Consider the following 26,275-nt stretch of genomic DNA (forward strand, 5'->3'; position numbering starts at 1 on the left):
TCCTTTCTGTTCATCCAAATTCATTCTTTTACGAGTATACCACTACCCACCCATTTTAAAAAAATTTTTGCTTAAGATACAAAGGTAAAGGTTATCGCACGATAAATTAAACCATAAAGGGTTAAGGTAATATAGGCAAGAAAAAAAATAATAAAATTAAAGCGCCAAAAACCCTTGACCACCTTTTTTAAGATGATTTCCTGCTTCACCTTCCAATGAACGACAACAAACACCATTGCAATTAAAATCATAAATAAAATGATTAGCCACGATAATGATTTCCCCGATAGGGTGATAATTAAAAAGTGAACAGAAATAATATATAAAATGGTTGTATAATCTAACGCTTTATGAATAGATTTGCGCTTGTTTTTTGTCATTAATTTTATTAGTAAATACACTAATATAGAACCGATAAACGGCAGTGTAAAGACCACAGTTAATATAGAGGAAAAGATAGTAGTCAGGACCTCCGCCCCCTCTCTCCTTCTTTTCCTTTAATCAAATAATAAAAAATTTCTAGTTGAGGAGCTTTCTTTTCCTGTCTAACAGCCTCTTCCAATAAAAATCCCAAAATAGCGTTTATTTCCGTCAGTCTGTTTGCTTCAATATCTTTTAGCATCGAAGAGCGATTTTCTGCAGTGTTTTTACAAATAGCAATAATTTGCTGTAGATGCTCCTCCTGTTTTTCCAAATTCAAAATAAAAGAGATTTCACAAAAAAGACTCTTTAATACATGATAATAAGCGCGATTGTTTACCAATTCCCCATTTTGCACCTGTAGGATGGCAGTCAAGGGATTAATGACCGCATTGACAATTAATTTATTTTCCAGCATTTTGTAGTAGTCTTCCTGGAATACAATCGGAAATTCCTTTGAAAAGCTGGCAGAAAATTGATGCAGCAATAAGCCATCTCCGTTGAAAACCGCAACGTTAGTTTTACCTTCACCATTATGGTTTACTCGATATGGATTTTCCTTTAATGCTCCATGTTCGACTGAACCCAGAAAGATATTCTTGGCCCGGATTTTCTTAAGAAGCTTTAAATGGCCCATCCCATTCTGTAGAAATAATAGATTTTCAGGCATCACGGGTAAATGATTTATTTTTTCAATAATCGCTTGAAGCTGGTATTGCTTAACAGCAATAATCGTTAAAGCCTCTGTTCCCTGCCATTCGGTAATTGGTAACGCACTAACCATGGATATCGTTTGTTCTGATTCTTTTTGCAATAAGATTCCATATTTATTTATCTGGGCTGCTTGCTCCTCTGTTCTTGTGTAAATCGTTACCTCGAAAACTCTGCTAATATACGCAGCAAATAATAATCCAATTGAACCGGCTCCGATTATTCCAACCTTCATGGTAATCCCTCATTTGGTAGTCTTTCCTCCTATTTTATCAGATAATAGCGGTTTCTTGTGAATGAGATTAATGAAAAAAATCCCTTATCGTCAATAGAACGACCAGGGATTTTTGGACTATACTGGATAAACTGGGTGTTTGCGAACACTAAAGGTTAATTCTTTCGTTTCATAGTAAGCAAAGCGCTGAATGAGCACATCTCTCAATTCAGCTGGTGCAACAATTTCGTCAACAATGAGATCAGATGCTAACTTATAAATATCGATATGTTCTTTATACTCTTTTTGCTTTGCTTGGACGAAGGCGATTCTTTCTTTTGGATCCTCAATTTCATTAATCTTGTTGGAATAGACAGCATTGACAGCCGCTTCAGGACCCATAACGGCAATTTGTGCAGTTGGCAGTGCGATACAGCAATCAGGTTCAAACGCCGGACCAGCCATCGCATAAAGACCAGCACCATAAGCCTTCCTAACAACAACAGAAATTTTCGGTACCGTTGCCGAGCTCATCGCCGCAATTAATTTTGCCCCATGACGAATAATTCCGGCGCGTTCTACCTTTGTCCCAATCATAAAACCAGGTACATCGGCAAGGAATAATAATGGAATGTGAAAGGCGTCGCAGAGCTGGATAAATTTTGCCGCCTTATCAGCAGAATCAACGAATAATACGCCGCCTTTTACTTTAGGCTGATTCGCAATGATACCAACAGCCCTTCCATCGATTCTAGCTAATCCGGTAATTAATTCCGGTGCAAACAATCTTTTCACTTCATAAAAACTAGCATTGTCAACCAGTCTATCGATACATTCATACATATCAAACGGAGCGTTTTGGTTTTCTGGAATGATTGCTTCTAATTCGCGGCCTTCTTTCGCGGCCACACCATCCGTGATTTTTGTTCTTTCTTTAAAGCTGGCAGGAAAATAGCTGATATACTGTTTCGCTGATTCAATCGCTTCTTCCTCACTGAAGGCAAGGACATCACCGCAGCCGCTGACTGAACAGTGCATTCTGGCGCCGCCCATTTCTTCTAAGGAAACCTTTTCACCAATAACCTTTTCAGCCATCCGTGGTGAGCCAAGATACATCGAGGCATTTTGGTCAACCATGATGACGATATCGCAAAACGCTGGAATGTATGCACCTCCAGCTGCTGAAGGGCCAAATAGAATACAAACCTGCGGAATCATCCCGGAAAGCTTCACTTGATTATAGAAGATTTTTCCTGCTCCGCGGCGGTTTGGAAACATCTCTAATTGGTCAGTAATTCGTGCTCCGGCTGAATCGACTAGATAAAATAAAGGAACCTGCAATTTCTCCGCTGTTTCCTGAATCCGGATTATCTTTTCAACTGTCCGAGCTCCCCAAGAACCAGCTTTGATGGTCGAATCATTTGCCATGACACAGACTGTCTGGCCATTAATTTTACCAATGGCCGTTATGACGCCATCTGCCGGCAAATCTCCAGCCTTAAAATTGGCAAATTTACCGTCTTCTTCGTATTTACCTTCATCAAACAATAAGGCAAGCCGGTCACGAACAAAGAGTTTTTTTTGTTCCTTGGCTTTCTCATGATATTTTGGTTGACCGCCAGTCTCAATTTTTTTTCTGTTTTCATTTAATTGCTCAGTTAATGTGTTTGTTGCTGCCATTAATGCTCCCCCTCGAAAAATGCTATTCTAAGACAATGAGAACGTCGCCTTCATTGACAAAATCACCGATCGTAACCTTCACTTCTAGTACAATGCCTTCTGTCGTGCTTTCAATCGGAATTTCCATTTTCATCGATTCAAGCATTAATACTTCCTGACCTGCACTAACGGGGTTACCGTTTTCTGTAAAAATATTCAAAACCGTTCCTGCCATCGATGCTGTAATTTCTTTCATGCTTCTCTCCCCTTATTTCACTAATTTTTTTGTTAAAAAACTTGTCGTATACGATCCATTTTGGAAGTCTTCATTGGCTAGAATCTTTAAAAAAAGTGGTGCATTTGTTTTTATTCCTTCAATTTTCACACCGTTAAAGAAGTTTTCTGCTGCTGCCAATGCTTCTTTCCGTGTTTGACCATGAACGATACATTTGGCAATCATTGGGTCATAAAATGGGGTAACAGTTCCCCCCTCCTCGTAACCCGCATCAATCCTTACTTCGCCGCTTTGATTCCAGTTAAGCGAAGTAATTTTCCCTGGTGATGGTAAAAAGCGGACAGGGTCTTCCGCATAAAGACGAAACTCAATCGCATTGCCTGATGAAACAATCGCTGATTGCGGCAAAGGTAATTTCTCCCCTCTTGCTGCGAGAATTTGCCATTTGACTAAATCAAGATTCGTAATCATTTCGGTTACGGGATGCTCTACCTGCAGTCGTGTATTCATTTCTAAAAAATAAAAATTTTCATTTTCATCGACAATGAATTCAATCGTTCCTGCATTCGTGTAATCTACGGCACGCGCTGCTTTTACTGCCGTTTCGAACATCTTTTGTCTTACAGCTTCCGAAAGAAATGGCGATGGTGATTCTTCGACAACCTTTTGATGTCTTCTTTGAATCGAACAGTCCCGCTCAAACAGGTGAACGATATTTCCGTGATTGTCGCCAAATACCTGAACTTCAACATGCCTGGCATCAGCAATATATTTCTCAATAAAAACTTCATCAGAACCGAAATAGGCCATTGCTCGCGACTTTGTCGAATCATAAGACTTAACGAGCGCTTGCTCATTTTCACAAAGCACCATTCCAATCCCGCCGCCGCCGCCGCTTGCCTTCAGCATGACAGGATAACCGATTGATGCTGCAAGGCCGCAAGCCTCCTCAATCGTCTTTAACCCGGATTCGCTTCCGGGCACTACTGGTATTCCCGCCAGCTCCATTGTTTGGCGCGAAACGATTTTATCTCCCATTAATTCGATCGTTTCGGGATTTGGTCCGATAAAAATAATTCCATCTTTGAGCGCTTGTTTCGCAAATGCGGCATTTTCAGATAAAAAGCCATATCCTGGATGGATGGCATCCACGTTTTCGCTTCTTGCAATTTCTAAAATTTTTTCTGCCTGCAAATAGGATTTATTGACAGGCGGTTCCCCCACACAAACCGCCTTAGAAGCCGCTTTCACAAACGGCATTTCCTTGTCAGCTTCGGAATAAATCGCAATCGTTTCAATTCCCATCTCCTGACAAGTCTTAATGATCCGCAGCGCAATTTCTCCTCGATTGGCAATTAAAATTTTTTGCACATTTTTTCCCCTTTCATACCCCTTTTGTTCCATCATTAATATGTTTCTACATCATTCCCCGAATTTCCTGCAAAATTTGAAAACGCTATCAGAGTTTATAGGAAGAATTTTTTCTATTTTTGTTATATAATGATATTAATTCGTTTTGAAAAATGCAAAAATTATTCACCTCACGTTATTCAGAAACAATCGCATATAGACAAAAATATGAGGTTATTATTTTAGGAGGATGGCTATGGGAGTAAAAGTGGAAAAACTAAAAGTAAATTTTAAAACACTGGAAGAGTTTAAAAAATTTAAAGAATATGGGATTCAAGAGTTATCCATGCTTGAAGATCTTGAAGCAAATATGATTGATAATGATAGTGAATCACCATTTTACGGAGTTTATTTCGGGGACAAACTAGTAGCACGCATGAGTCTATATCAAATTAACGCTAAATTTGACCGCTATTTCTATCCACCGCAAAACTATTTAGAATTATGGAAGCTTGAAGTGTTACCTGATTATCAAGGTAAGGGGTATGGCAAACAGCTTGTCGAGTTTGCGAAAAGCTTTGGTCTGCCAATCAAAACAAACCCGAGAGTGAAGTCAAGCAGCTTTTGGGAAAAGATGGAGTTTGCTAATGTAGAATATGACATGGAGCGTGACCGTGGAGAAAATCCACTTGTCTGGTATCCAGATGGTGTCGAAGCACAGCATCATTAATAGAGGAACGAAGTAAAAAGCGGACAAAGAAGTGTCCGCTTTTTACTATTTCTCTACTCTTTCAAGATTGCCGTTTTTGTCCATTTGGAATTTTACCTTTTGCTGTCTGTCCTCATCTTGGAGGACAACCATCTTCCGAGCTCTTTCCATAATTTCAATTAAAGAGCGGTAATCCTCTTCAATTGCCTTTAAATTTTTTGCCAGTCTTTCATTTTCCGCAGCCAAATAAAAAGTTTTCTTCTCCAACTCTTTGATTTTTTCCGAAGATTTCTTCCTAACCTCTTCAATGCTGGATGAGTTTTCCGCTCGTTTTTGAAGTCCTTCTAAAAAATGAACGACTGCGGGGAAGGTAATTGTACTGCCCTGCTCACATCCAGGCGGCGCCGATATCGTTTCCACTTGATGCTCTTCTTGAAAAGGCTCCGCTTCCACTGGGTTTTCTTGCTTCTTCAACTCTTTACGCTGTTTCTTTGCAAGCTCAATTCCTGATTTATATTGCTTTCTAACATATGAGTTCCAACGGAATCCGCAGGCTGCCGAGGTTCTTGATAGCTGTTTGCCTACTTCCTCAAATGCTTGCAGCTGTGTTCCGCCTTCACGGATATAGCGGAGCACCACTTCAGCAAGCAGCAAATCTTCGTCTTGGGACCACGCATCTTGTCGGGTTGGTGACATCAGTTCATCCCTCCTAGTGTTTTTATAATACATATGCATCTACTAGAAAAGATAGACTCAAACAAGGGTTGTCTTTTTAATCTTTATTCATAAATCGGTTAACATAATCATGATGGGCATCACTTTCCCATAGCAATGCACAATTTCTTACCTCTTCCTCTATTCTTTCGCGCAGCTTCGATTCCTCCCACTTTCGAGTCCATATTCTTTTATAGGACTTCAGGACTCTTAAATCCTTGGCTAAGATTTTTTCAAGATATGCTTCACACGACTTTAACGCATCTTTTTCGAAAAGATTATCAATAAAACCGGAAGCTTTTAATTCTTCTGCTGTTTGCAGTTCAGCATCCATTAGCATTTTCATTGCGTTTGCTGCCGGGAGTTTTTCTGCAAGGATAGCCCCTCCGCCCCAGCCAGTGGTTATCGCCTGCTTTCCTTGGACAAAACCTGCTTTAATTCCATTTCGCGCAAGACGAAAATCGCAGGCTGCAGCAAGTTCACAGCCGCCCCCAATCGAGGATCCATTTATGAGCGCTATGGTCGGAATCGGTAACGTAAGCAGCGAATAAAGAATCGCAGCCATCTTTGAAAGCATAGAGTAGGCTTCCTCTTTAGTGTGCAGTAGATGAAAAACGGATAAATCTCCTCCGGAACAAAAGGCCTGGTCCCCTTCTCCAGTAATAATCAGCGCCTTACTATCATCCTCAGAAGCTCTTTTTATCGCCGCTCCTATTCCGTTCATCACATCATAATTAATAGCATTTCTTTTTTCATTTCTTGTAATTGTAAATAACAGATAACCCTTATCCCGTTTTTCAATGGTATATGACAAATTCCCACTTCCATTCATATAGATGATTATTTATTAACAACTTTTGTAAACGACAAAAGCACAAGGGCATAAAAACCCTTGTGCTTTCTATCCTAACAGAAATTAGTCGTTTACAACGTCTTTTCCTTTGTATGTTCCGCAAGCTTTACATACGCGGTGGCTAAGTTTCATTTCACCACAGTTTGGGCAGCTTACCATACCAGGTACGTTTAATTTAAAATGAGTACGACGTTTTCTCTTTACAGTTTTAGAAGTTCTTCTAAAAGGTACAGCCATTCTTCCCACCTCCTTAAAGAGTATTAAGAAAGGAATGAAGGCCAGGGATACTGGTTCTTCACTTTGCTTCTTAGTTTTTGCCGATTAGATTTACGAAGAAGAATTGTTTTCGTCAAAAAACTTAGCAAGGCCTGCTAGTCTCGGATCAACCTTTTTTACTTGATCCTCTTCATGAACCACTTCCCAATCCTTACCGGATTGCGGTGCAGCTCCTTCAGAATCGACGTCTTCGCAAAACACTTGCATCGGAACCTCAAGTAAAAGAATTTCACGGATGATTGGCATTACATCAATCACGTCACCTTTTACTTGATGCGCTTCCTCTTCAGTTTCATAAACTGAACCTTGTAAGAGGAACGTTTCAGTTGTTTCGACATTAATTGGAAGTTTAACATCCACTAAAGTACGAGAACAAGGAAGAATTAAATGACCTTCGATTTTTAAATGGAATGTCACTTTCGTTGAATCAATATCTCCACGACCCGTAATGTGAATCGGAGAGACTTCCCGAATGGATGGATCGATTTCAATAATCTCATCTACCCGAATCGTTTCATCAAGCAAAAAATCCTTGTTTCGATATTTTTGTAATTGACTTAATGTCCATTTCAATTGAATCACCTCAAGGCAACAAAAGTAATTATAGCCTTCGTTAAAATTTTTGTCAATGTTTTTTCTTTACACCTCGTCAGGTGATTTTTTAAAAAGGCAATTTGAACAAACGTTATCCTATATTAGTTTATCCAGAACCACTTTTTACAAACATCTACAACATCTTATCATAAAAATTGATTGGTTTCTTTAAAAATTTGCTATAATGATAATAATTTTTAATGAAGGAGATTAGTATGAGAGCTGTTGGCTTAATTGTCGAATATAACCCCTTTCATAACGGACACGCCCACCATTTGAAGGCATCGAAGGAAGCAGCAAAGGCCGATGTTGTGATTGCGGTCATGAGTGGGAATTTTTTGCAGCGTGGGGAACCTGCACTTGTTTCCAAATGGTATCGCACGAGGATGGCGCTATTAAATGGTGTAGATATTGTTATTGAACTTCCCTACCGCTTCGCTGTACAAAAGGCAGAAACCTTTGCAAATGGGGCCGTCTCGATTCTTGATGCAGTTGGCTGCGAATCTTTATGCTTTGGAAGTGAAAGCGGGGATCTTTCCGCCTTTTATCAAACAATTGATTTTTTAGAAGGACAGCAAACACGATTTGATGATCATATCAAACGATTTATCGATACAGGTGTCAGTTACCCTAAGGCCGTATCACTTTCATTTAGACAATTACCAGATTCGGAACGATATTTGGATTTAGCAAAACCAAATAATATCCTAGGCTTTCAATACATAAAAGCAATCAACCAGCAAAAAAGCTCAATAAAAGCATTGACGGTTCCTCGCAAAAACGCTGACTATCACGATGAAAATTTTGCTTCGGAAACGATAGCGAGCGCAACGAGTATCCGAAAAGCGATCTTTTCAAATGAGGATGGTAAATCGGAAATTGACCAATATGTACCGGAGCCAACCAATCAATTGTTACAACAATATTTACACGAAAATCAAGCGTTTCACCAATGGGAAAATTATTGGAGCTTCCTTCAATTCCGGCTCATTCATAGCAGTCCAGAAGAACTAAGAGAAATTTATGAAGTGGAGGAAGGACTTGAGCACAGATTACTATCCGCAGCTCTAGTGTCCAATAACTTTCAAGAATTTATGAAAAAAATAAAAACAAAACGTTATACATGGACAAGACTTCAAAGATTATGCGTTCATATTTTGACAAATACAAAAAAGGCAGAAATGGATGGAAATAGTGAAAAAGCCTCTTATTTAAGACTATTAGGAATGACAACAATAGGAAAAGCATACTTGAATAAGAGAAAAAAGGAGTTCAGCCTCCCCCTCGTTTCTAAACTATCTTCCTTTAAGGAAAAAGAAATTTTACTGGATGTAAAAGCAGCACGAGTTTATTCCCTAGTCATCCCGAATCAGTTAAAAAATGAAATGATTAAACAAGAATACAAGCAGCCGCCAATATTGGTTGAGTAAAAAAGATGATGCGATAGGCACCATCTTTTTTACTTCTCTGGAAGCTTCTCTAAATATTGAACTGCTTCATCGAAACTATCGATTGGAACAATCTTCATTTTTGTTTTAATATCACGAGCGGTCTTTACGGCAGCCTGGTAGTTAGAATTCTTGACCCCTTTTTCATTCGGAGCTAAAAAGAATTCCGCTCCTGCCTTGTCAGCGGCGACAATTTTTTGTTCAATCCCGCCAATAGGTCCCACAGTCCCGTCAACATCAATCGTGCCTGTTCCAGCAATTTGGTAGCCTTTCGTTAAATCATCTTTCGTTAACTGGTTATAGATTTCCAAAGAAAACATCAGTCCTGCAGATGGGCCGCCAATTGTATCGGTCTTTACCGTAACCTTTGGGTCGACAACAATTTCCTTATCATCCACTAATGAAATGCCAATTCCAACCCTTTTAGGGTCTTCTTTAAACGGCTGAAGACTCAAGGTAACATTTTTTGTTGCCTTATTTCGAGAAAAGGTTAATTCAATCTTATCCCCGGCTTGTTTTTTGCCCACATAGTTAATGAATTCTTCTGAGGACGGGAATGGATGCCCATCCACTTTGAAAATCCGATCACCTGCTTGAAGCTTCCCAGCGGCGGGCATATCGTTCATCACCTGCATAACGTAAATTCCTTTATAATTATAGTCTACAGGCACACCGGCTTTCCGGTAGGCGACCTCTATCGCATTCAACTTCGAGGCGGCCATCAGATGGAGCTGCCTGACATTGTACTCTTCTTCAGTCTCTTTTTTATTTAACACCAAATCCAGTGGATAAATTTCCTCATATTTTTGCATCTTTGCTTCTAAATAGGAGTAAATATTAGCCCTTCCCATTCTTACTGTTGTAAGCATAAAGTTTCCTTCATCCTTATAGCCGTTTTCCACTGTTATAATCGGCCCAAGCTCCTTCGCCATTCCCGGTTTTGATACATAATAGGGCAATGAATAATTCATCGCCCCTATTAAGATGATGGCAAGCAATACGAAGGATCCTATATATATTTTTTTGCGCATTGGACGTTTACCCCTTCCACTCTTCAATGACAGTTTCTATTTGCTTTAGATATTTTTTAGTTTCTTCCTGACCAAGGTTGATAATTTCCTCAATATTGGTGAAGGCTCGCGAGCTATAAACATCGACAGGGGGACGGATCATCACGTCTGCCGTATTCTCTCTGCTGTTGACGATTTCCATTTGCATTATGTCAATACTCTGCATAATGACATCGTAAATCGAGGTAATTTCGGCGTTACGTTTCACCATGGAAACATCTACGGCAATAACAATATCTGCACCCATTTCTTTCGCAACAGAGATAGGGACACGATCAGCAACACCGCCATCCACCAAGAGCCTCCCCTTGTATTTTTCCGGTACAAAAATCCCAGGGATAGAGATGCTTGCTCTTACAGCTTCAGCGACAGGCCCGTCTTTGAAAACAACCTTTTCTCCTGTTAGTAAATCGGTTGCGACAATGCCAATTGGTATCGATAAGTCCTCAATATTTTTTCCATGAGTAAAAACCTTGATAAAATCCTTCACTTTCTTTCCTGAGATAAAGCCCATTTTTGGAACGGTAAAATCCAAAAAGTATTTCCTTTTAAAGGCGGTTGAAAATTTATATAGCCGGTTCAAGTCGATGCCCGCCCCATAAAAACTGGCAACAAGTGCCCCCATGCTGCTGCCAGCAATTAGATGAATTGGAATTCCCGCATCTTTCAAGGCGATAATGACTCCTAAATGAGCAAACCCTCGTGCACCACCCGAACCAAGTGCTAAACCTATTCTAGGGTGCTCCATAATCGCTACCTCCAATTTATTCATCCATAGAATCTTAGCTTACTCATTCAATCTTATGGTCTAAAATAACCTTCTATGAGTATATTTGTGTTATATGGGACAAGGCGAAATCCGGAAACGGCCATACGTTTCAGCGAGACAGTGTTTTCCAAAATCGTTAAAAGAATATTTTCTATTTTACCATTCAAATATTTGATTTGCACAGTTTGAACTAGTTTATCCCCTTGGAAGGAGGTCCCCTTCATTGTTTCGCTCAAAACTAAAAACTATTCTTTTATCCACATCTGTCACTATTTTGGCAGTATCACTTATTTCTTTCCCGCAAGAGTCATTAAAAGCCTCTATACGCGGTCTCGATATGTGGTGGGAAATCGTTTTCCCTTCTCTGTTACCTTTTTTTATTGTTTCTGAAATGTTAATTGGCTTTGGGGTTGTTAGGTTCATTGGCGTTTTGCTGGAACCCCTCATGAGACCACTGTTTAAGGTGCCTGGTGTGGGAGGATTTGTATGGGCAATGGGGATGGCCTCAGGGTTCCCAGCCGGCGCCAAATTTACAGCGAGGTTACGCCAGGAAGGCCAATTAACACAAATTGAGGCTGAAAGGCTCGTTTCTTTCACAAATTCTTCAAATCCTTTATTTATCTTCGGAGCTGTTTCAGTAGGATTCTTCCATAATCCCCGTTTAGGTCTTCTCCTCGGATTAGCCCATTATTTAGGGAATATATGCGTTGGCATTATCATGCGGTTTTATGGGAATGAGTCACCTGTCGAAACTAGGGAAAGTAGAAAAAGATTTAAACTTAGAGCTGCTGTTTCTGCACTGCATCAAACTAGATTAAAAGATAATCGGCCTATTGGTAAACTTCTAGGTGATGCTGTCAATTCATCCATTCAAACCTTGTTAATGGTCGGTGGATTCATTATTCTTTTCTCAGTGGTGAACAAACTTCTTTATCACTTACATATAACTGCTGCACTTGGAAAATCGGTTGAAATGGGTCTCTCCTTTTTATCATTTCCGGAAATGTTAAGCATTCCATTTATTTCGGGATTATTTGAAATTACCTTAGGTAGCGACCTGACAAGTCGTGTAGAAGCTGCGACACTTCTGCAACAAGCAATGATTACAAGTTTCATCTTGGCCTTCAGTGGTTTTAGTGTCCAAGCACAGGTTGCCAGCATCCTTGCACAAACTGATATCAGGTTTCAGCCCTTTTTTATTGCAAGAATCATACATGGTATTTTTGCCAGCTTGTTTGCTCTCATCCTTTGGAAACCAATATATTTGCGCTTTAGCAGCAATGGGCATCCATCCAATGCCATTCCAGTTGGTTTTTTTGAGGATGGGTCATGGGTGAATCATTTATACCAAAAGATGGTAGAAACGGGCCCACTTATCACCATCTTTTCCCTGTTAATCTATGTGTTTATTTTGTTTCAACGATTAAAAAAGAGCTAAGCAATTGGGTTGCTAGCTCTTTCCATTTATTTGAACAGAAACTTTTTCTGTAATTCCTTTTCAACAATCGGCGGGACGAGCGTTGATATGTTCCCGTTGTACTTCGCAACCTCTTTCACTATACTGGAGCTTAAAAAGGAATACTGGTTATTAGTCATAATGAAAAAGGTTTCAATGTCATCATTAAGCACCCTGTTCATCGAAGTAATTTGCATTTCGTACTCAAAGTCGGAAACTGCGCGTAATCCCCGAATAATGGCATTTGCCTTGACACTTTTTGCATATTCGACTAGCAAGCCTGAAAATTCATCCACCATTACGTTTGGAATATCCTTTGTCACCTCTTTAATCAAACTAATTCTTTCCTCAACTGTAAACAGCGGATTTTTGGCTGAATTATTCAGAACAACAACATATACCTTATCGAAAACCTTGGCCCCTCTGCGAATGATATCTACATGGCCATAGGTAATTGGATCAAAACTCCCTGGACAAACAGCAATGCTTGACAAAATGTCTCCCCCTTACTCTCCATTGTTTCGCATATAAATCGTCAAAGCAATAACTCCATACCTTTCATGTTTCATTTGCGTAAATCGCCCCGCCCTGAGTGGTAATTCGACGTCAAAACCATGCTCACAGATAATCATTCCGTTAGGTTTTACTAAATCCCGGTTATCGACTTTTTCCATCAAACTGACCAGCTGTTGTTTTTTATAGGGCGGGTCCAAAAATATGTAATCAAAGCTTATTTCTCGTTTAATAAGCGCCTTCAGTGCTAGTCCTGCATCATTACGATAGACCTCTGTTTGCTCTTCAAATCTACAGGCCTGAATATTTTCATGGATCACTTGAATCGCTTTTGCATCACGATCAACAAAAATAACCTTTTCCATTCCACGGCTTAATCCCTCGAGACCTAAGCCTCCGCTGCCGGCAAATAAATCTAAGCCTATTCCCCCGTCAAAATATGGTCCAATCATATTAAATAATGCTTCCTTTACTTTATCCGTAGTTGGCCTGGTTGAATTTCCAGGTACCGCCTTAAGAGGTCTTCCTTTACAAACTCCTGACACCACTCTCACAAACATATCACCACATTTTTTAATTAAAATCCAATTTCTTTATCCATCCTATCATAATTTACAAAAAGTACACAATTATACTTTCCTTTCGGCTAAAAAAAAACCCTGCAGAAAAATTCTGCAGGGTCCTTCCACATCCTCATAAAGGATAGAAGGCAAAGGGAGAGGAGAAACCGGAGGAAGAACTTATGGGGAAACGTAAGTCTTCTCCGCGGTTGGCAACAACATCCTCGAATTGATGTTGTTACTAACATTATTTCCACAACCCAAAAGCTTATACGTACTTTTAATAAATTTTCCCGCTCAAATAAATATTTCGTCACAGCAAAAAGGTGAGGCTCAGGAGAGCCCCACCTTTTAAATACCCATTTTATAATCATATTCCTTCGCTTTATCTGGTGCTGAATTCTCATAATCCATTCTTAAGAATGGTTTATAGGAGGGTTCTACTTTTTTTACAAATGAAAAGGAATTCAACTTTTCCATAATTCCCGCTAATTCTTCTTGATTGCAATATAAGACGACATATTTCAGCTTTTTTGACACGTAATGTACATTTCCGAAGCGCCTTAGCATTTTAGCTTGTTTTAATGAATAAAGCCATATAACCAATCCTTGCCTTTGAACAAACATACTTTTTTCCCCTTCAGCAAAACCATCATTTTACATAAGTTTAGCATATTAAAACAAACTTTATCAATTCAAACTTTTTTGCTACTCCGCTTCTTCACCCGCAACCGCAGCTTCCTCCGCCGCCGCAGCCGCTGCCGTGACTAGACTTTGTATCGAAAAATGGGTTGCCTGTTGGTACCTTAATATGGCTGGAAACTGCGCCGCCAACCAACATGCTGATTTCATCCAAGAGGCCCTGCAAATCATTTTCAGCTATCTTAAACTCGGCAACAAGGGGATCTAAATCCATTTCACGTTTAAATTCGCGAATTTGCATCATAACCCGTTTATAATCAGGATGGTATTTGCCAAAGCGCTGAACCTCTTCGTAAAGTTCCTTTAGGTTGACAAATTGGTTTATCTTCCGCTGTGTTTCCTTGTTATTTTGCATTTTATATAAACAAATTTGGTATTGTTCTGCTATATCAGATTCTAGGACCATCCTAGCTAAGTTTTCAGCATTTTCCAATAGTTCGATTCTCTCTAACGTAGCAAGCATGTACGCCCACCTCCAAAGACATTTTAACATTAATATTTGGAGAAAGCGAAAATTTTTACTTAGGGATATTTACCATAAACTCTTTTGCTAATCCGTATGGTTCATAATTTAATTTGACAACTTCGAGCTTTAATTTGTGGCTTCCCGGTGATAGTCCTTTAATAATAAAGGCTGCTGAGGAGGCTTCAGATGTTCTTTTCCCATCGATCCAAATAACCATTTTGCCAACCTTATCCTTAGTGCGGTCAGATTCACGGAAGCTAATTCCGGTAACGATACACTCGACCATCACTTGACTTCCTCTTGTTTTATGGTTCACGATTAAAGACGGTATTTCTTTAGAATTTTGATTATAAACCGGTAAAATCTCGAACTGATTCTTATATGTTGGTTCCATTATCACGATTTTTGGTTTCGTTTCAGGCTTTGGCAAATCTTTTTGACATCCTATTGTGATTCCCGTTAACAGTAAAATTAGAGCTTTAGGAATTACCCCTTTCAAACCAATCACTCCTTCTTTCCTGTATTGTTCGCCTCCTTTTTATTTTTTAGTCTTGTTACATCAATAAAAAAAGGCCACATCTGCTTAAATGTGGTCCTTTGTTAATTTTGAGTCTTCATTACCTGAAACATTTGATACATCATATTCGCCATTTGGACGCCGCTTGAGAATTTCTCGACCCGATCAGGAATCGTTTTTTTATAATAATGTAATGATGCAACTTCAAGAGACTGTATATCATATGGATTTCTTGACAGCTTCCGATACCAGTGAGGCTGTTCCCGCAAAAATTGCTTTAGTTCCTTCTGTTGTTCTATATACTCTAGTACTTCTCTTCGCATCAGTTAAGATTCCCCTCCATTAATCTTTTCTAAATACAAAGGGATTCTTTGGCCCTTCTGGCGGCTTTACGGCACCCGCCGTTGGATTACCCCCTTGAAATTGTGCGATAACACCCTGAATAGCTCCTAAGGCCTGACTTAAGTTAGTAATATGATTTTGCATTTGATTTGGATCCATTTTCTTGACCATTCCCATGATATTGGACATCCAATCACCCTTGGCCTCGGTGTTGGTGTTGGTTTCAGGTTCTGATTCAGTTTCTGTTCCAATTGATTCCCAGCGCTTATCTTCCTCACCTAATAGGTACCAATCCTCATATAATTCTTGCCAGGTCGCCTTCCCTTTCCGAACCTCTTGGATTACTTTCGGATTATTCTTTACGAATTCTTTGAATTTCAGCACGGAAGGGTGCAATTTTTTTTGTGTCATACTTTTCACCTCTGCCCATATTCATCGCCAATAATACAATATGTAGGAAATGGAGAAAGGTGAAAACTCAAATTGATATGAAAATATTTATAATAATCCTTGTGAATGGTAAGATAGCAAGAGAAAACGAAATGAAAGAGGTAAATGGAATGAAAGACGAATTACGTCAATTATTAGAATCATGTATCGAAAATGGGTCCGAGACAGATTTAGATGCTCTCACCTGCCTTTTAGAAGCAGTCCAAAAAAAAATCAATCAAAAGCGGAGCACTTTTATTGATGGGATTCTTCAGATGAAAAGAACGATGGACCAAGAATCCTGTGAAATTACAATTCCCATTAATCCGATTATAAATAATAACCTAAATATTGTTCATGGCGGGATTACAGCGACGGTTCTGGACACTGCGATGGGAAGCTTAGCTAATTCCCTGCTTCCCGAGGGTTTTGGTGCTGTAACGAATCAGTTAAATATCCATTATATCGCTCCGGGAATAGGCGAATCACTCCGCTGTAAAGCTGAGGTCGTTCATCAAGGTAGCAAAACTCTGGTTATTTCAGGTGAAGCCTTTCGTAGTGACGGAAAAAAAATCGCCTATGCCACAGGCACTTTTTTTATAATTAATAAATAATAAATGGAGGAGTTTGATCAATAATGGTCACCGCCATTGTTATTCCCATCATTTGTTTATACTTTTTCTGGCTTACAAAGAAAGAAATGAAAGAACAGGACGTGAAATGGCTTGCTGCTGGTAATGTAAGGGAAGAAGCCGTTTTAACAGGGGAAATTAAAAGTATTGTTGCGGAAAAGCAGCGCTTTTATTACCATCGTTACATATATGTTCAGACACTTAACCTCCAAACAGACACAAAATTAATCACCGTCAAAAAGATAACGCCACTTCTTAAGGAAATAAAAATGGAGTCGTTTACTGTCGGGGAAGTAATTCGCGTCTATGGCAGCTGGGAAGGAAGCATATTTATTTTTAATCATTTTGAGATGGAAAAAAGGTGACAGGATTGTCACCTTTTTTATTGCTCCACTTTTTGAATAAAGTTTTGTGTGTAGTACTTTTGATATACCCCTACTCCAAGATGCGAATAATCCTTATTAAATAGTGATTCCCGGTGACTTGTACTATTTAGCCAGCCTTCAACGACAGCCGGTCCATCCGTATAATTTGCTGCGATATTTTCACCAGCAGCCACGAAGTCAACTTGCGCTGTCTTTAATCGTGTGGCGAGGTCGCCGAATTTCTTGGATGTATGGGAAAAATCATTGTTTTCATACATATCCTTGCTATGTCCAAATGCGACTTCGGCCGTAATCTCGTCCCATATCAGTGGTTTTAGGTTATGCCTCATTCGTAAAACATTGGTAATATCAAAAATCTCTTTTGCGGTACCGTATTCAATAATTTTCCACGTATCCTCACTTGGTGCAGGAGGCTCAATTAATTCACCGCTATAGACAAGCTCATAAGGCCGTTGTTTAACTAATGTTTGTGTGTTCAAAAAACGCACACTCGAAAGGTTCCCAGTAAACTTATCAATATAGAGCTGGACATAAATATCACCTAATTGAACCATTGGCCGAAGGTTTAGATCGTTATCGTTCAGTTCAAAACGATAGGAATTTCCGTTTATATCAAGATTTATATTTGTATCGATATATTGGGTATTAAAAATTTCCTCCACAGGCTGTCCGATTTCAAATGGAGCAACATCTAGGTTTTCTCCAACAGCATAAATCGTAACAACCTGCTTATTTTCAACGCCTACCTGAAAATAATGGCTGTAGTCCTGATTATATATATACCATTGAAAACCATACAAAGATTCATCAATACGTGCTGGTGTGCCGAGTTGTTCTTCTAAGGCAGTGATATCTTGTCCGATTAATAATGCTAATCCCTCTTTTGGTTTTTCAGAAACAGTTTTTTTGTTTGGATTATTGTAGGGCACTGGTAAAGATGGCTTCATTTCTGAAGTATGATCTTCCTTAATCAGTACTTTATTTTCATCTTTTTCATTTATGTTAACATAAAAACCAATTGTTAAGAAAATTACCGAAAGTATCAGAATTCGACTAAGAGTTCGCAGAGGTCTACACCCTCTCTATTACTTTTCTATCATTTTATAGATGATAAAATAATTATATCATCAATATCATGATTAGTAATAGTCAATAACAAAAATGTCTGATAAATAAAACAGGTACTGTATGTACCTGTTTTATTTTAAAAGGTTATTAAGTCAATCTGTTTTTCAATGTTGAACACCATTATAATTTTGTTCGGAAATTTCCGACAGCGCTTGCTTTGCCTGGTCGTCGGTTAATTCATTAATGGCAAAATCACCAAGTGAAACGATTCCAATTAACCTACCATCGTCAACAACAGGTAATCTTCGGATTTGATGCTCTGCCATTACCTTTGCCGCTTCTTTACTAGAGGTATCTGGCGTAACAGTTATCAGGTCATTACTCATGATCGCTTCTACTTTTGATGAACCGGGGTGTTTTTCTGCAACGCCTCTTATAACAATATCTCGGTCTGTAATCATTCCAACTAGTTTATCTTGATCAACTATTGGGATGGCACCTACATTTAGTTCCTTCATTTTCACGGCAACTTCAAAAACATTATCTAATAATGTACAGCACTCAATCTCAGCAGTCATAATATCACGAATTTTTCCCATTGTGTCGCCCCTTTTTATTTATCGCTATTAACAATTTATAGGGTTTCCAAGGATGAATGTTTTATTCGCTGCATGTATCCATTGCAAGTTGTAACATTTTCAACTATTATTAAAATGAATTATACTTGCTCTAATACCGAGTTGGGTAACATAGGGGTAATGGCAATCGTTTTAGGAGGGATTTTTGATGAAATTCGAGAATACTGGTATTGAAAAGTTAAAGGCAGATTTAAACCGTTTAGATGAAGTAATGGATAAACACGGTTTAGTACGTGCAGGTCAATGGGACTACGAACGTGTTACATATGATCGCAAGTTTGAATTAAAAGAAGGTGTATTTTACCTACGGGTTCAAGGTTATGCGCTTGAAGGGGACGTTGATACTTTCAAGGCAACAATTCAATTAATGACACCATTCCTAGGAAAGCATTATTATCCACATGGCGTCGAATATGGTGAAGGTGAAAACTTCCCGACTTCCCTTGTGAACTCTTGCAAAAAGATTCTCGAGACAGTGAAAGAAGAAGTTAGCCAATTTGCTTTATAAACACAGAAAAGCGGAAGCGCCCTGGTCAGCGGCGTATGGCCTGGAGCGCTCCAACTGAGATAAAGGAAACACGAAGAGCGGAGCGATTCGATGTTGACTTATCGTAGGGCGGAGAGCGAAGGACACTAGCCGCTAGGGCGCTGAAGCTGGACAATTCTCAAAGTTCAATGATATCAATTCTGATATTACAGAAAAGACGCATGAATATTTTCATGCGTCTTTTCAATTATAGTCCAAGAATCGCCTTTATCATTGATGTGGTCTCTCCGCCTTTATAGAACACATATAATAATAAATAAACAGCCACCCCTGTAATTGCTGTAAAGAACCAAATAAAACTCGTTATCGGGCCAAGCTTGCGGTGGATAGACAGTTTATTTTTATATCCTGTCAGTAACGAAATAATCCCGAATACCGCTCCAATCGTTGCTAACGTGATATGAAAAACTAAAAAGATGGTGTAATAGATTTTGATATTGTCCGGGCCGCCAAAAGCAGTATTGCCGATAAAAATAGTCCGCGATGCATAAATAATAAAAAAGATAAGAGCAAAAACAGCCGCAAAAAACATCGTCTTTTTGTGCGCTTCAATTTTTCTTTGTTTTATTTGCCGCCAGCCAATCGCTACCGTAATGGCACTTAAAACAATGAAAGTGGTACTTATCGTTGGTAAAATTGGTAAAGAATTCATTCAAATTTCCTCACTTTAATATATTCTCCCTTAATATTAATGCAGTTCCCTATCTTTATCAATTAATACCCTTAATCAGATTAAAAAACCTCCACACAAATGGAGGTTATTCAGCAGGTGTTGGATTTAAGAAATGGTTCATTTCTCGTTCTGAGTCTTCCTGATCTTTACGATACCATTCAAAAAATACTTGGGCTAACACAACAGCATAAATGATTTCCTGAATAATTTTCATCACTACACCGCCAAGCCGTTGGTCATCGACCAATGACATCGAGCTAAACAACTCCGGTCCACTTAGATTCAAATTTGAAAATGTAGAAGATCCAACACATAAACTCATAACCTGACCCCAAACTTCCGGGTCATGATAGGTCGCATATAATGAAGAATCCGAAAAAATAATCAGTGCACAAGCAGGTGTGATTAACATACTGTTAGCGAATAAAAAAGCTACTTTTTTAATCCCGCTTAATGGCTTATATTCTGGAAGAGGGCTGATTAATGACCACCACATACAAATTGCCGCCACGAATAAAAGGAAAGAATAGCCTCCATGGTAAAAGCGGTTTTGCATGATATGATCAAAAATTAGCGGTATATGGTAGAAAGAAAACAGACCATTAAATAACAGAACTGCGATAACTGGTTTCGTAAATAAGTTGAATAAAGCATTAAGAACGTTAATTTTTAATATGCTTCTCCAAAGCCATGCTGGAATCCCTTTAATGAACAATGGCGGCAGCAGTAATACTAGAATAACCATGGTAATCCCATGGACCCAAAACATTAAATGTCCCATTAAATCCAGCGGTGAGCCTTTAATAGCATAAAGAATAGCCATCGAAGTTAAAAACAATGAGGCTTGCTTTACCGTTAACGGCTCACTCCCCTGAAATTTTGTTCTTAATTTAATGGTAATGAGAAAATAGGCAGCTATTACTGCAAGTAAAAATAATAAAAAATACGGGCTCCAAAGGGCTTTAAAACCAAAAATATTTAATGTAAGCACCTTACTCTCACCTCGATATATAGTAAAAGAATCCTGTCTTCATTATACCCATTAAAAAAACAGTAAGCAAAGATATGATATATACCTTCTTAACAAAGAAAATCGGCATAACGCCGATTTTCTTTTGGACTTACCACCAAATGATGGTAACAAATGTCAAAACCGTAAGCATGGCAACTAACACACCAGAAAACAGAAACAATTGTGGAGCTTCATGACCTTTATGGCTCATATGCATGAAATAAAACAACTGAAACACTACCTGTACGACCGCTAAAAGCAAGATAAACGGCACGGTAAACCATGAGGTAAAACCTTTCATTGCCACTGACGCAAACGCAATTAAGGTTAGGAAAATCATTAACGAAAACGAAACAACTTGATATCTCATTTCCTCCGCATTCTTGCGGCGGCGATATTCAATGTCAACACTTGGGTTACCTGAATTTAACTGTTGATTTGTCATCAGTTCATCCCACCATTCCCATTAAATAAACTACTGTAAAGATAAACACCCAGACTACGTCGATAAAGTGCCAGTAAAGACTAGCCACATAAAACTTTGGTGCATTGTAAAGACTTAAGCCGCGTTTAGAGTTGCGGATCATTAACGATAAAATCCAGCATAAACCAAAGGCTACGTGTGCACCGTGAAAACCAACTAATGTATAGAAGGCAGACCCGAATGCGCTGCTTGTAAAGGTATGTTTATATGTGTGCACATAATGGCTAAACTCATAAACCTCAGTCCCAAGGAAACCGAAACCTAATAATACCGTTAGCCCGAGCCAAACCATCATCTTTTTAAACGCAAAGTTTTTCATATGATACATTGCATAAACACTTGTTAACGAACTCGTTAAAAGAAGCATTGTCGCGACAAATGTTAATGGTAAATCAAATAAATCCTTTGCTAAAGCCGCTTCGGTGCTTGGAACCTTATCCTTTAATGCAAGGTAGGTAGCGAAGAGAGAGGCAAACAGGGTTGTCTCTCCCCCTAAGAATAACCAAAATCCTATGAATTTATTTTTTGCCTCAAGGGTTGTTTTCTCCGGCGCAGCAGGCCATTTTTCATACGTCATTTTTTCTTCAGCGTGCATTATGCCTTAGCCCCCTTCTCAGTATCATCAACTAAGTCTTCCTTGTGGATATGGAAGCCATGATCATCTTTAATAGAACGTAAGAACATTGATCCAAAGGTCACGAGTAAGCCCAAAATGATGACTGGGAGTCCCCATGAATAATCTTTATGATACATCGCACCGAAAGCGGCAATAAATAATCCAAACGAAATCATAAATGGAATGAATGACGCATTCGGCATATGAATATCGCCTAGCGGTTCAGCCGGTGTCATGCCTTTTTTACCAGCCATTTTCTCTAACCATAAAGCATCTAACCCACGAACAAGCGGCAGCTGCTTGAAGTTGTAAAATGGGGGTGGTGATGGAATGGCCCATTCAAGTGTTCTTCCATCGCCCCATGGATCGTTGCCGACTTTAACATTTTTCACTTGTGTCATTATGATGTTATAGAGCAGTACAAGAACACCGATTGACATAAACGCAGCACCAATTGAACTTACCATGTTGGAGGCATCGAACCCTTGCCCTGGAAGGTAAGTAAATACACGACGCGGCATTCCCCAAAGACCTAAGAAATGCTGGATAAAGAATGTTAAATGGAAACCAATAAAGAAGAACCAGAAGGTAATCTTTCCTAATGTCTCATTCAACATCGTACCAAACATTTTCGGCCACCAAAGATGGGTAGCTGCAAGAATCGCGAGCACAACACCACCAACAATAACATAATGGAAGTGAGCAACGACAAAATACGTATCATGATACTGGTAGTCGGCAGCTGCCGTCGCAACCATAATCCCTGTTACCCCGCCGCAGACAAAGGATGGGATAAAGCCGAAGGCATAATACATTGGCGTCGTAAACTTAACACTGCCGCCCCACATCGTAAATAGCCAGTTAAATATTTTAATACCAGTTGGTACACCAATCGCCATTGTAGCAACTGCGAATATAGCATTTGCAACCGGCCCTAAACCAGTTGTGAACATATGGTGAGCCCATACCATGAACCCTAAGAAACCAATTAACACGGTTGCAAAGACCATGGATGAATAACCAAATAGACGTTTTCTGGAGAAGATAGCGAAAATTTCCGAGAAAATACCGAAAGCCGGCAGTATCAAAATGTAAACTTCAGGGTGACCGAAGATCCAGAAAAGATGTTCCCAAATTACAGTATTACCACCCATTGCCACTTCGAAGAAATTAGCGCCGAATAAACGATCAAACATCATTAATGTCAAGCCGACAGTTAATGGCGGGAAAGCAAATAAAATCATCGCCGAAGCAACAAAGGTAGACCAGGTAAATAACGGCATCCTCATATACGTCATACCAGGTGCACGCATATTAATAATCGTTACTAGGAAGTTTATTCCACCTATCAGCGTTCCAAGACCGGCTATCTGCAACCCGAGGACATAGAAGTCAACGCCATGACCTTTGGAATGAATCGCAAGGGAAGCATATGATGTCCAGCCTGCATCTGGGGCTCCGCCTAGAAACCATGAAAGGTTAAGGAATATTCCACCGAAAAAGAATAACCAAAATCCAAGTGCATTTACAAACGGAAATGCTACGTCACGAGCACCAATCTGAAGCGGCATGACCGCATTCATAAAGGCAAATAAAAGCGGCATGGCTGCTAAGAAAATCATCGTTGTTCCGTGCATCGTAATAATTTGATTAAATGCTCCGGCACTTACAAAATCATTGTTTGGCACTGCAAGTTGAATACGGATGAATACAGCCTCAAGTCCGCCGACAACGAAGAAAAATCCACCTGCAATAAGATATAGGATGGCAATTTTTTTATGGTCAACTGTTGTTAAAAAGTCCCATAAAGTTCCGCCAAATCCCTTTTTTTGAGCAATGGTACTCACAATTTTACCTCCCTTTCAACCAATTCCCCTATTATTCCTGAACCTTCAAGCCCATTAAATACTCTGCTAATGCGTCGAGCTCTTGAGGAGACATCTCATCATATTTTCCAGTCATCAAGTTGCCTGGTTTATAGGGTTCAGGATTACTGATCCACTGTTTTAATTTTTCTTTATCGTGTTTTAAAATACCGGCAATCCGAGAGCGGTCACCAAAGTTGGTTAAGTTTGGCGCTTGTCGCGCAGTATCTGGCAATTTGTTTTCTGGTGTCACAGCATGACAGCCGATACAGCTTTTATTAAAAATATCTTGACCTTGAACAGCCAAATCACTTTGTGCTTTTTGCGGTTCTTTTATATCCTGCATCGCCGTAACCCACGCATCGAACTTATCACGGCTGATTGCTTTTACTTTAAAGTCCATTAATGCATGGGACGGACCGCAAAGCTCAGCACATTTCCCATAGAAAAGGTTTCCAGCTTCATTTGACCGCTTGTCATCAAACTCTAACCAAAATTTATTGATATTATCCGTATTGGTATCTAATTTACCACCAGCGGCTGGAATCCAGAATGAATGTTTTACATCTAATGATTTAAGGTTAAAATAAACTCTTTCATTCGTTGGAACAACCAGTTCCTGGCTTGTTACCAGCTTCTGACCTGGATATTCAAAATCCCACCAATATAAATGGGAACGAACATTAATAACAAGAGCTTTTGAATTTTTCTTATCCATTGGTGAAACATCTGCAAGATTAAATGTAGCAGAAACAGTTGGAACAGCCAGGATTAAGAGTAAAAGAATCGGAATAGAGGTCCATAGAATTTCTAGTTTATGACTTCCTTCCACCTGTTTAGGAATTGTTTCATCTTTATCATCTTTTCGTCTAAAGCGGAAAAAGATGATCACAAAAATAATCATTACGACAAGGATAACCCCGACCATAACATACGTACTTAGCTTCATTAAATCAAATTGCATATCTGCAACTTCACCGGCAGGCCTTAACGCCGAAACAAAATTTTCACCGCGGCATCCGGAAAGCACAAGCGCTAAAACCGCGAATAACGATAATAGGCGCCAATTTGCAAGCCTTTTCATAGCTAAATCAAACCCCTCTTTCATTTTAAAATTGTTAATTTTTTTGGTTGATCAAAGAAGTATGTAGAACATTCTTTCCTGGTTCAGAAAAGAATCGTGAAACAAAACTAAATTAATGTAACAATGACCATCGCCACAAAAATAATAGTTAAATATTGCAATGAGTAAACAAACATTAGTTTTGCCCACTTAATGTCATCTTTGATCTTATATCCATAAATCCCTAATGCAAGCCAGCCGATATTTAATACGGTTGCGAGAATTAGAAATGGGATTCCTAATTTGGTTAGAAAAAATGGGATTGGCAGTAGTGCCGCAACCCAGACTACAATGTGAATTTTGGTTGTTTTAAACCCCTTCACTACAGGCAGCATTGGAACTCCAGCTGCTCTGTATTCTTTTACTCTCCTCATGGCGAGAGCGTAAAAATGCGGAGGCTGCCAAACAAACATGAGGACAAACAACGCCCATGCCATTATATCAAGGTTTGCATCTACAGCAGCCCAGCCGATTAGCGGCGGCACGGCGCCTGAGATGCTTCCAATAATCGTGTTAGAAACCAACTGCCGTTTAGACCATAACGTGTACAAGAAAACATAACTAAAAACTCCAAGCAGTCCAATTACTGTTGCAGTCATCGTTGTAAAGAATAAAAACAGTGTTCCCAGTCCAATCAAGATAATACCCAAGAGGAGAACTTTCACAGGAAGCACCTTTCCAGTAACTGTTGGTCTTGATTTCGTTCTTTCCATTAAATGATCAATATCACGATCAACATAATTATTAATGGCACATGACCCTGCTATGATCAGGGAAGAACCTGCAACCGTAAAAAACACGATATCTAAATTATTAAGGAAGCTTTGACCAGTAAAATGAAGTGCAAGCCATAATCCAGTAAAAGTGGTAATTAGATTTGAATTAACAATCCCAATTTTGATTAAGGCCGTAAAGTCTTTCAATAAAGAGGTTTTTTCTATTGTAGTATTCAGGCTTCCAGCACCATTTTCTATGGCTGCTTCTCCATAAGCCTTAGAGTTGGACATTTATTTCTCCTCCTAATCCTTATTAACAAATATTCACCATTTGAGGGTTATCGATTCTTAATTGTCCGTTTTTTAAATATGTATTGATTCATAAAACACTTTCTCTGTATATTAAATCACACTTTCCGATATTTTTGTGAACTTTTTTTGAATAATTTTTGACTAAATTATGTCTGAAGAAATCTTATCTTTCATAATCGGATTTTAGACCGGCTTA

The 26,275-nt window shown here is 39.1% G+C and carries 33 protein-coding genes; 6 read left to right on the plus strand and 27 right to left on the minus strand.

What is annotated here, in order from left to right; genetic code table 11:
- Positions 1-71: 71 nt before the first annotated feature.
- The 5 genes from BANVL01_RS01160 to BANVL01_RS01180 all read right to left on the minus strand — a co-directional run bounded on the left by BANVL01_RS01160 (position 72) and on the right by BANVL01_RS01180 (position 4,610).
- Positions 72-437 (minus strand): DUF3397 domain-containing protein, encoded by a 366-nt coding sequence (locus BANVL01_RS01160; RefSeq protein WP_235845454.1) that lies wholly within the window; start codon positions 435-437, stop codon positions 72-74.
- A gap of 26 nt (positions 438-463) precedes the next feature.
- Positions 464-1,366: a 2-dehydropantoate 2-reductase gene (locus BANVL01_RS01165; RefSeq protein ID WP_066085064.1), complete on the minus strand. Its 903-nt coding sequence runs from the start codon at positions 1,364-1,366 to the stop codon at positions 464-466.
- Positions 1,367-1,483: 117 nt separating this feature from the next.
- On the minus strand, positions 1,484-3,025 hold the full coding sequence (locus BANVL01_RS01170; RefSeq protein ID WP_066085062.1) for an acyl-CoA carboxylase subunit beta: 1,542 nt from the start codon (positions 3,023-3,025) through the stop codon (positions 1,484-1,486).
- Positions 3,026-3,047: 22 nt separating this feature from the next.
- Complete coding sequence (locus BANVL01_RS01175; RefSeq protein ID WP_066085059.1) at positions 3,048-3,260, minus strand: biotin/lipoyl-containing protein; 213 nt, start codon at positions 3,258-3,260, stop codon at positions 3,048-3,050.
- A 12-nt stretch (positions 3,261-3,272) separates the two neighbouring features.
- Entirely contained in the window at positions 3,273-4,610 is a 1,338-nt protein-coding gene (locus tag BANVL01_RS01180) for an acetyl-CoA carboxylase biotin carboxylase subunit (RefSeq protein WP_066096314.1), read from the minus strand.
- Positions 4,611-4,845: 235 nt separating this feature from the next.
- On the opposite strand from BANVL01_RS01180, the gene BANVL01_RS01185 reads away from it, so the two are divergent.
- Entirely contained in the window at positions 4,846-5,319 is a 474-nt protein-coding gene (locus BANVL01_RS01185; protein ID WP_066085056.1) for an N-acetyltransferase, read from the plus strand.
- 45 nt (positions 5,320-5,364) lie between these two features.
- Here the strand turns inward: BANVL01_RS01185 and BANVL01_RS01190 are convergent, their stop codons facing one another.
- The 4 genes from BANVL01_RS01190 to BANVL01_RS01205 form a co-directional block, all read right to left on the minus strand.
- On the minus strand, positions 5,365-5,994 hold the full coding sequence (locus BANVL01_RS01190; RefSeq protein WP_066085053.1) for an RsfA family transcriptional regulator: 630 nt from the start codon (positions 5,992-5,994) through the stop codon (positions 5,365-5,367).
- Between the two features lie 76 nt (positions 5,995-6,070).
- Positions 6,071-6,826, minus strand: coding sequence for an enoyl-CoA hydratase/isomerase family protein (locus tag BANVL01_RS01195; RefSeq protein ID WP_235845455.1), 756 nt, complete (start codon positions 6,824-6,826; stop codon positions 6,071-6,073).
- Positions 6,827-6,928: 102 nt separating this feature from the next.
- Positions 6,929-7,102: a 50S ribosomal protein L32 gene (gene rpmF, locus BANVL01_RS01200; RefSeq protein WP_063251584.1), complete on the minus strand. Its 174-nt coding sequence runs from the start codon at positions 7,100-7,102 to the stop codon at positions 6,929-6,931.
- 90 nt (positions 7,103-7,192) lie between these two features.
- Positions 7,193-7,714 (minus strand): YceD family protein, encoded by a 522-nt coding sequence (locus BANVL01_RS01205; protein WP_066085048.1) that lies wholly within the window; start codon positions 7,712-7,714, stop codon positions 7,193-7,195.
- A gap of 236 nt (positions 7,715-7,950) precedes the next feature.
- Here BANVL01_RS01205 and BANVL01_RS01210 point away from each other — a divergent pair, with 236 nt between their 5' ends.
- Positions 7,951-9,165 carry a nucleotidyltransferase gene (locus BANVL01_RS01210; protein ID WP_066085044.1) on the plus strand — a complete coding sequence of 405 codons (1,215 nt, stop codon included), beginning with the start codon at positions 7,951-7,953 and terminating at the stop codon, positions 9,163-9,165.
- Between the two features lie 29 nt (positions 9,166-9,194).
- Here the strand turns inward: BANVL01_RS01210 and BANVL01_RS01215 are convergent, their stop codons facing one another.
- Both BANVL01_RS01215 and BANVL01_RS01220 read right to left on the minus strand, forming a co-directional pair.
- Positions 9,195-10,214 (minus strand): SepM family pheromone-processing serine protease, encoded by a 1,020-nt coding sequence (locus BANVL01_RS01215; RefSeq protein ID WP_066085040.1) that lies wholly within the window; start codon positions 10,212-10,214, stop codon positions 9,195-9,197.
- 7 nt (positions 10,215-10,221) lie between these two features.
- Positions 10,222-11,001 carry a patatin-like phospholipase family protein gene (locus BANVL01_RS01220; RefSeq protein WP_066085037.1) on the minus strand — a complete coding sequence of 260 codons (780 nt, stop codon included), beginning with the start codon at positions 10,999-11,001 and terminating at the stop codon, positions 10,222-10,224.
- 244 nt (positions 11,002-11,245) lie between these two features.
- On the opposite strand from BANVL01_RS01220, the gene spoVV reads away from it, so the two are divergent.
- On the plus strand, positions 11,246-12,460 hold the full coding sequence (gene spoVV / locus BANVL01_RS01230; protein WP_066085032.1) for a dipicolinic acid transporter SpoVV: 1,215 nt from the start codon (positions 11,246-11,248) through the stop codon (positions 12,458-12,460).
- A 26-nt stretch (positions 12,461-12,486) separates the two neighbouring features.
- On the opposite strand, the gene coaD is transcribed toward spoVV, so the two are convergent.
- From coaD to BANVL01_RS01265, 7 genes are all read right to left on the minus strand, one after another.
- Entirely contained in the window at positions 12,487-12,972 is a 486-nt protein-coding gene (coaD, locus tag BANVL01_RS01235; RefSeq protein WP_066085029.1) for a pantetheine-phosphate adenylyltransferase, read from the minus strand.
- Positions 12,973-12,984: 12 nt separating this feature from the next.
- Positions 12,985-13,545: a 16S rRNA (guanine(966)-N(2))-methyltransferase RsmD gene (rsmD, locus tag BANVL01_RS01240; RefSeq protein WP_066085028.1), complete on the minus strand. Its 561-nt coding sequence runs from the start codon at positions 13,543-13,545 to the stop codon at positions 12,985-12,987.
- A 357-nt stretch (positions 13,546-13,902) separates the two neighbouring features.
- Positions 13,903-14,178 (minus strand): YlbG family protein, encoded by a 276-nt coding sequence (locus BANVL01_RS01245; protein WP_066085025.1) that lies wholly within the window; start codon positions 14,176-14,178, stop codon positions 13,903-13,905.
- A 94-nt stretch (positions 14,179-14,272) separates the two neighbouring features.
- The gene (locus BANVL01_RS01250; RefSeq protein ID WP_066085022.1) at positions 14,273-14,716 is read right to left on the minus strand and encodes a YlbF/YmcA family competence regulator; all 444 of its coding nucleotides are present in this window, start codon (positions 14,714-14,716) and stop codon (positions 14,273-14,275) included.
- Between the two features lie 55 nt (positions 14,717-14,771).
- Complete coding sequence (locus BANVL01_RS01255; RefSeq protein ID WP_066085018.1) at positions 14,772-15,218, minus strand: hypothetical protein; 447 nt, start codon at positions 15,216-15,218, stop codon at positions 14,772-14,774.
- Positions 15,219-15,319: 101 nt separating this feature from the next.
- Positions 15,320-15,559, minus strand: a complete 240-nt coding sequence (locus tag BANVL01_RS01260; protein ID WP_066085016.1) for a YlbE-like family protein — start codon at positions 15,557-15,559, stop codon at positions 15,320-15,322.
- A gap of 19 nt (positions 15,560-15,578) precedes the next feature.
- A complete protein-coding gene (locus BANVL01_RS01265; protein WP_066085014.1) occupies positions 15,579-15,989 on the minus strand; it encodes a YlbD family protein in 411 nt (136 codons plus the stop codon).
- A 77-nt stretch (positions 15,990-16,066) separates the two neighbouring features.
- Here BANVL01_RS01265 and BANVL01_RS01270 point away from each other — a divergent pair, with 77 nt between their 5' ends.
- Both BANVL01_RS01270 and BANVL01_RS01275 read left to right on the plus strand, forming a co-directional pair.
- Positions 16,067-16,621 carry a PaaI family thioesterase gene (locus tag BANVL01_RS01270; protein WP_342342305.1) on the plus strand — a complete coding sequence of 185 codons (555 nt, stop codon included), beginning with the start codon at positions 16,067-16,069 and terminating at the stop codon, positions 16,619-16,621.
- Positions 16,622-16,644: 23 nt separating this feature from the next.
- Complete coding sequence (locus BANVL01_RS01275; protein WP_066085011.1) at positions 16,645-17,004, plus strand: hypothetical protein; 360 nt, start codon at positions 16,645-16,647, stop codon at positions 17,002-17,004.
- A gap of 17 nt (positions 17,005-17,021) precedes the next feature.
- Here the strand turns inward: BANVL01_RS01275 and BANVL01_RS01280 are convergent, their stop codons facing one another.
- Positions 17,022-17,972: a CAP domain-containing protein gene (locus tag BANVL01_RS01280; protein WP_235845456.1), complete on the minus strand. Its 951-nt coding sequence runs from the start codon at positions 17,970-17,972 to the stop codon at positions 17,022-17,024.
- A gap of 285 nt (positions 17,973-18,257) precedes the next feature.
- Complete coding sequence (locus BANVL01_RS01285) at positions 18,258-18,692, minus strand: CBS domain-containing protein (RefSeq protein ID WP_066085004.1); 435 nt, start codon at positions 18,690-18,692, stop codon at positions 18,258-18,260.
- 187 nt (positions 18,693-18,879) lie between these two features.
- Here BANVL01_RS01285 and BANVL01_RS01290 point away from each other — a divergent pair, with 187 nt between their 5' ends.
- The gene (locus BANVL01_RS01290) at positions 18,880-19,239 is read left to right on the plus strand and encodes a YugN family protein (protein WP_066085001.1); all 360 of its coding nucleotides are present in this window, start codon (positions 18,880-18,882) and stop codon (positions 19,237-19,239) included.
- Between the two features lie 226 nt (positions 19,240-19,465).
- Here the strand turns inward: BANVL01_RS01290 and BANVL01_RS01295 are convergent, their stop codons facing one another.
- From BANVL01_RS01295 to cyoE, 7 genes are all read right to left on the minus strand, one after another.
- On the minus strand, positions 19,466-19,930 hold the full coding sequence (locus BANVL01_RS01295; RefSeq protein WP_066084998.1) for a DUF420 domain-containing protein: 465 nt from the start codon (positions 19,928-19,930) through the stop codon (positions 19,466-19,468).
- Between the two features lie 106 nt (positions 19,931-20,036).
- Positions 20,037-20,942, minus strand: a complete 906-nt coding sequence (ctaG, locus tag BANVL01_RS01300; protein WP_066084995.1) for a cytochrome c oxidase assembly factor CtaG — start codon at positions 20,940-20,942, stop codon at positions 20,037-20,039.
- A gap of 130 nt (positions 20,943-21,072) precedes the next feature.
- Positions 21,073-21,408 (minus strand): cytochrome c oxidase subunit IVB, encoded by a 336-nt coding sequence (gene ctaF, locus BANVL01_RS01305; RefSeq protein WP_066084992.1) that lies wholly within the window; start codon positions 21,406-21,408, stop codon positions 21,073-21,075.
- A gap of 4 nt (positions 21,409-21,412) precedes the next feature.
- Positions 21,413-22,042, minus strand: coding sequence for a cytochrome (ubi)quinol oxidase subunit III (locus BANVL01_RS01310; protein WP_066084989.1), 630 nt, complete (start codon positions 22,040-22,042; stop codon positions 21,413-21,415).
- Positions 22,042-23,910, minus strand: a complete 1,869-nt coding sequence (gene ctaD / locus BANVL01_RS01315) for a cytochrome c oxidase subunit I (protein ID WP_066084986.1) — start codon at positions 23,908-23,910, stop codon at positions 22,042-22,044. Before ctaD ends, BANVL01_RS01310 begins: the two co-directional genes overlap by 1 nt.
- 31 nt (positions 23,911-23,941) lie before the next feature.
- Complete coding sequence (gene coxB, locus BANVL01_RS01320; protein WP_066084982.1) at positions 23,942-25,012, minus strand: cytochrome c oxidase subunit II; 1,071 nt, start codon at positions 25,010-25,012, stop codon at positions 23,942-23,944.
- Between the two features lie 107 nt (positions 25,013-25,119).
- On the minus strand, positions 25,120-26,058 hold the full coding sequence (gene cyoE / locus BANVL01_RS01325; protein WP_066084979.1) for a heme o synthase: 939 nt from the start codon (positions 26,056-26,058) through the stop codon (positions 25,120-25,122).
- Between the last annotated feature and the right edge of the window lie 217 nt (positions 26,059-26,275).

This window comes from Neobacillus novalis NBRC 102450 (assembly GCF_001591805.1).
Lineage (GTDB): Bacteria > Bacillota > Bacilli > Bacillales > Cytobacillaceae > Neobacillus > Neobacillus novalis.

Bases quoted from the DNA above. Each gene is read 5' to 3' on its own strand.
- BANVL01_RS01165 (WP_066085064.1), bottom strand. From the start codon at position 1,366: ATGAAGGTTGGAATAATCGGAGCCGGTTCAATTGGATTATTATTTGCT.
- BANVL01_RS01170 (WP_066085062.1), bottom strand. From the start codon at position 3,025: ATGGCAGCAACAAACACATTAACTGAGCAATTAAATGAAAACAGAAAA.
- BANVL01_RS01175 (WP_066085059.1), bottom strand. From the start codon at position 3,260: ATGAAAGAAATTACAGCATCGATGGCAGGAACGGTTTTGAATATTTTT.
- BANVL01_RS01185 (WP_066085056.1), top strand. From the start codon at position 4,846: ATGGGAGTAAAAGTGGAAAAACTAAAAGTAAATTTTAAAACACTGGAA.
- BANVL01_RS01190 (WP_066085053.1), bottom strand. From the start codon at position 5,994: ATGTCACCAACCCGACAAGATGCGTGGTCCCAAGACGAAGATTTGCTG.
- rpmF (WP_063251584.1), bottom strand. From the start codon at position 7,102: ATGGCTGTACCTTTTAGAAGAACTTCTAAAACTGTAAAGAGAAAACGT.
- BANVL01_RS01210 (WP_066085044.1), top strand. From the start codon at position 7,951: ATGAGAGCTGTTGGCTTAATTGTCGAATATAACCCCTTTCATAACGGA.
- BANVL01_RS01215 (WP_066085040.1), bottom strand. From the start codon at position 10,214: ATGCGCAAAAAAATATATATAGGATCCTTCGTATTGCTTGCCATCATC.
- BANVL01_RS01220 (WP_066085037.1), bottom strand. From the start codon at position 11,001: ATGGAGCACCCTAGAATAGGTTTAGCACTTGGTTCGGGTGGTGCACGA.
- BANVL01_RS01245 (WP_066085025.1), bottom strand. From the start codon at position 14,178: ATGTTTGTTCAAAGGCAAGGATTGGTTATATGGCTTTATTCATTAAAA.
- BANVL01_RS01250 (WP_066085022.1), bottom strand. From the start codon at position 14,716: ATGCTTGCTACGTTAGAGAGAATCGAACTATTGGAAAATGCTGAAAAC.
- BANVL01_RS01260 (WP_066085016.1), bottom strand. From the start codon at position 15,559: ATGCGAAGAGAAGTACTAGAGTATATAGAACAACAGAAGGAACTAAAG.
- BANVL01_RS01265 (WP_066085014.1), bottom strand. From the start codon at position 15,989: ATGACACAAAAAAAATTGCACCCTTCCGTGCTGAAATTCAAAGAATTC.
- BANVL01_RS01270 (WP_342342305.1), top strand. From the start codon at position 16,067: ATGAAAATATTTATAATAATCCTTGTGAATGGTAAGATAGCAAGAGAA.
- BANVL01_RS01275 (WP_066085011.1), top strand. From the start codon at position 16,645: ATGGTCACCGCCATTGTTATTCCCATCATTTGTTTATACTTTTTCTGG.
- BANVL01_RS01280 (WP_235845456.1), bottom strand. From the start codon at position 17,972: ATGAAGCCATCTTTACCAGTGCCCTACAATAATCCAAACAAAAAAACT.
- BANVL01_RS01285 (WP_066085004.1), bottom strand. From the start codon at position 18,692: ATGGGAAAAATTCGTGATATTATGACTGCTGAGATTGAGTGCTGTACA.
- BANVL01_RS01290 (WP_066085001.1), top strand. From the start codon at position 18,880: ATGAAATTCGAGAATACTGGTATTGAAAAGTTAAAGGCAGATTTAAAC.
- BANVL01_RS01295 (WP_066084998.1), bottom strand. From the start codon at position 19,930: ATGAATTCTTTACCAATTTTACCAACGATAAGTACCACTTTCATTGTT.
- ctaF (WP_066084992.1), bottom strand. From the start codon at position 21,408: ATGACAAATCAACAGTTAAATTCAGGTAACCCAAGTGTTGACATTGAA.
- BANVL01_RS01310 (WP_066084989.1), bottom strand. From the start codon at position 22,042: ATGCACGCTGAAGAAAAAATGACGTATGAAAAATGGCCTGCTGCGCCG.
- coxB (WP_066084982.1), bottom strand. From the start codon at position 25,012: ATGAAAAGGCTTGCAAATTGGCGCCTATTATCGTTATTCGCGGTTTTA.
- cyoE (WP_066084979.1), bottom strand. From the start codon at position 26,058: ATGTCCAACTCTAAGGCTTATGGAGAAGCAGCCATAGAAAATGGTGCT.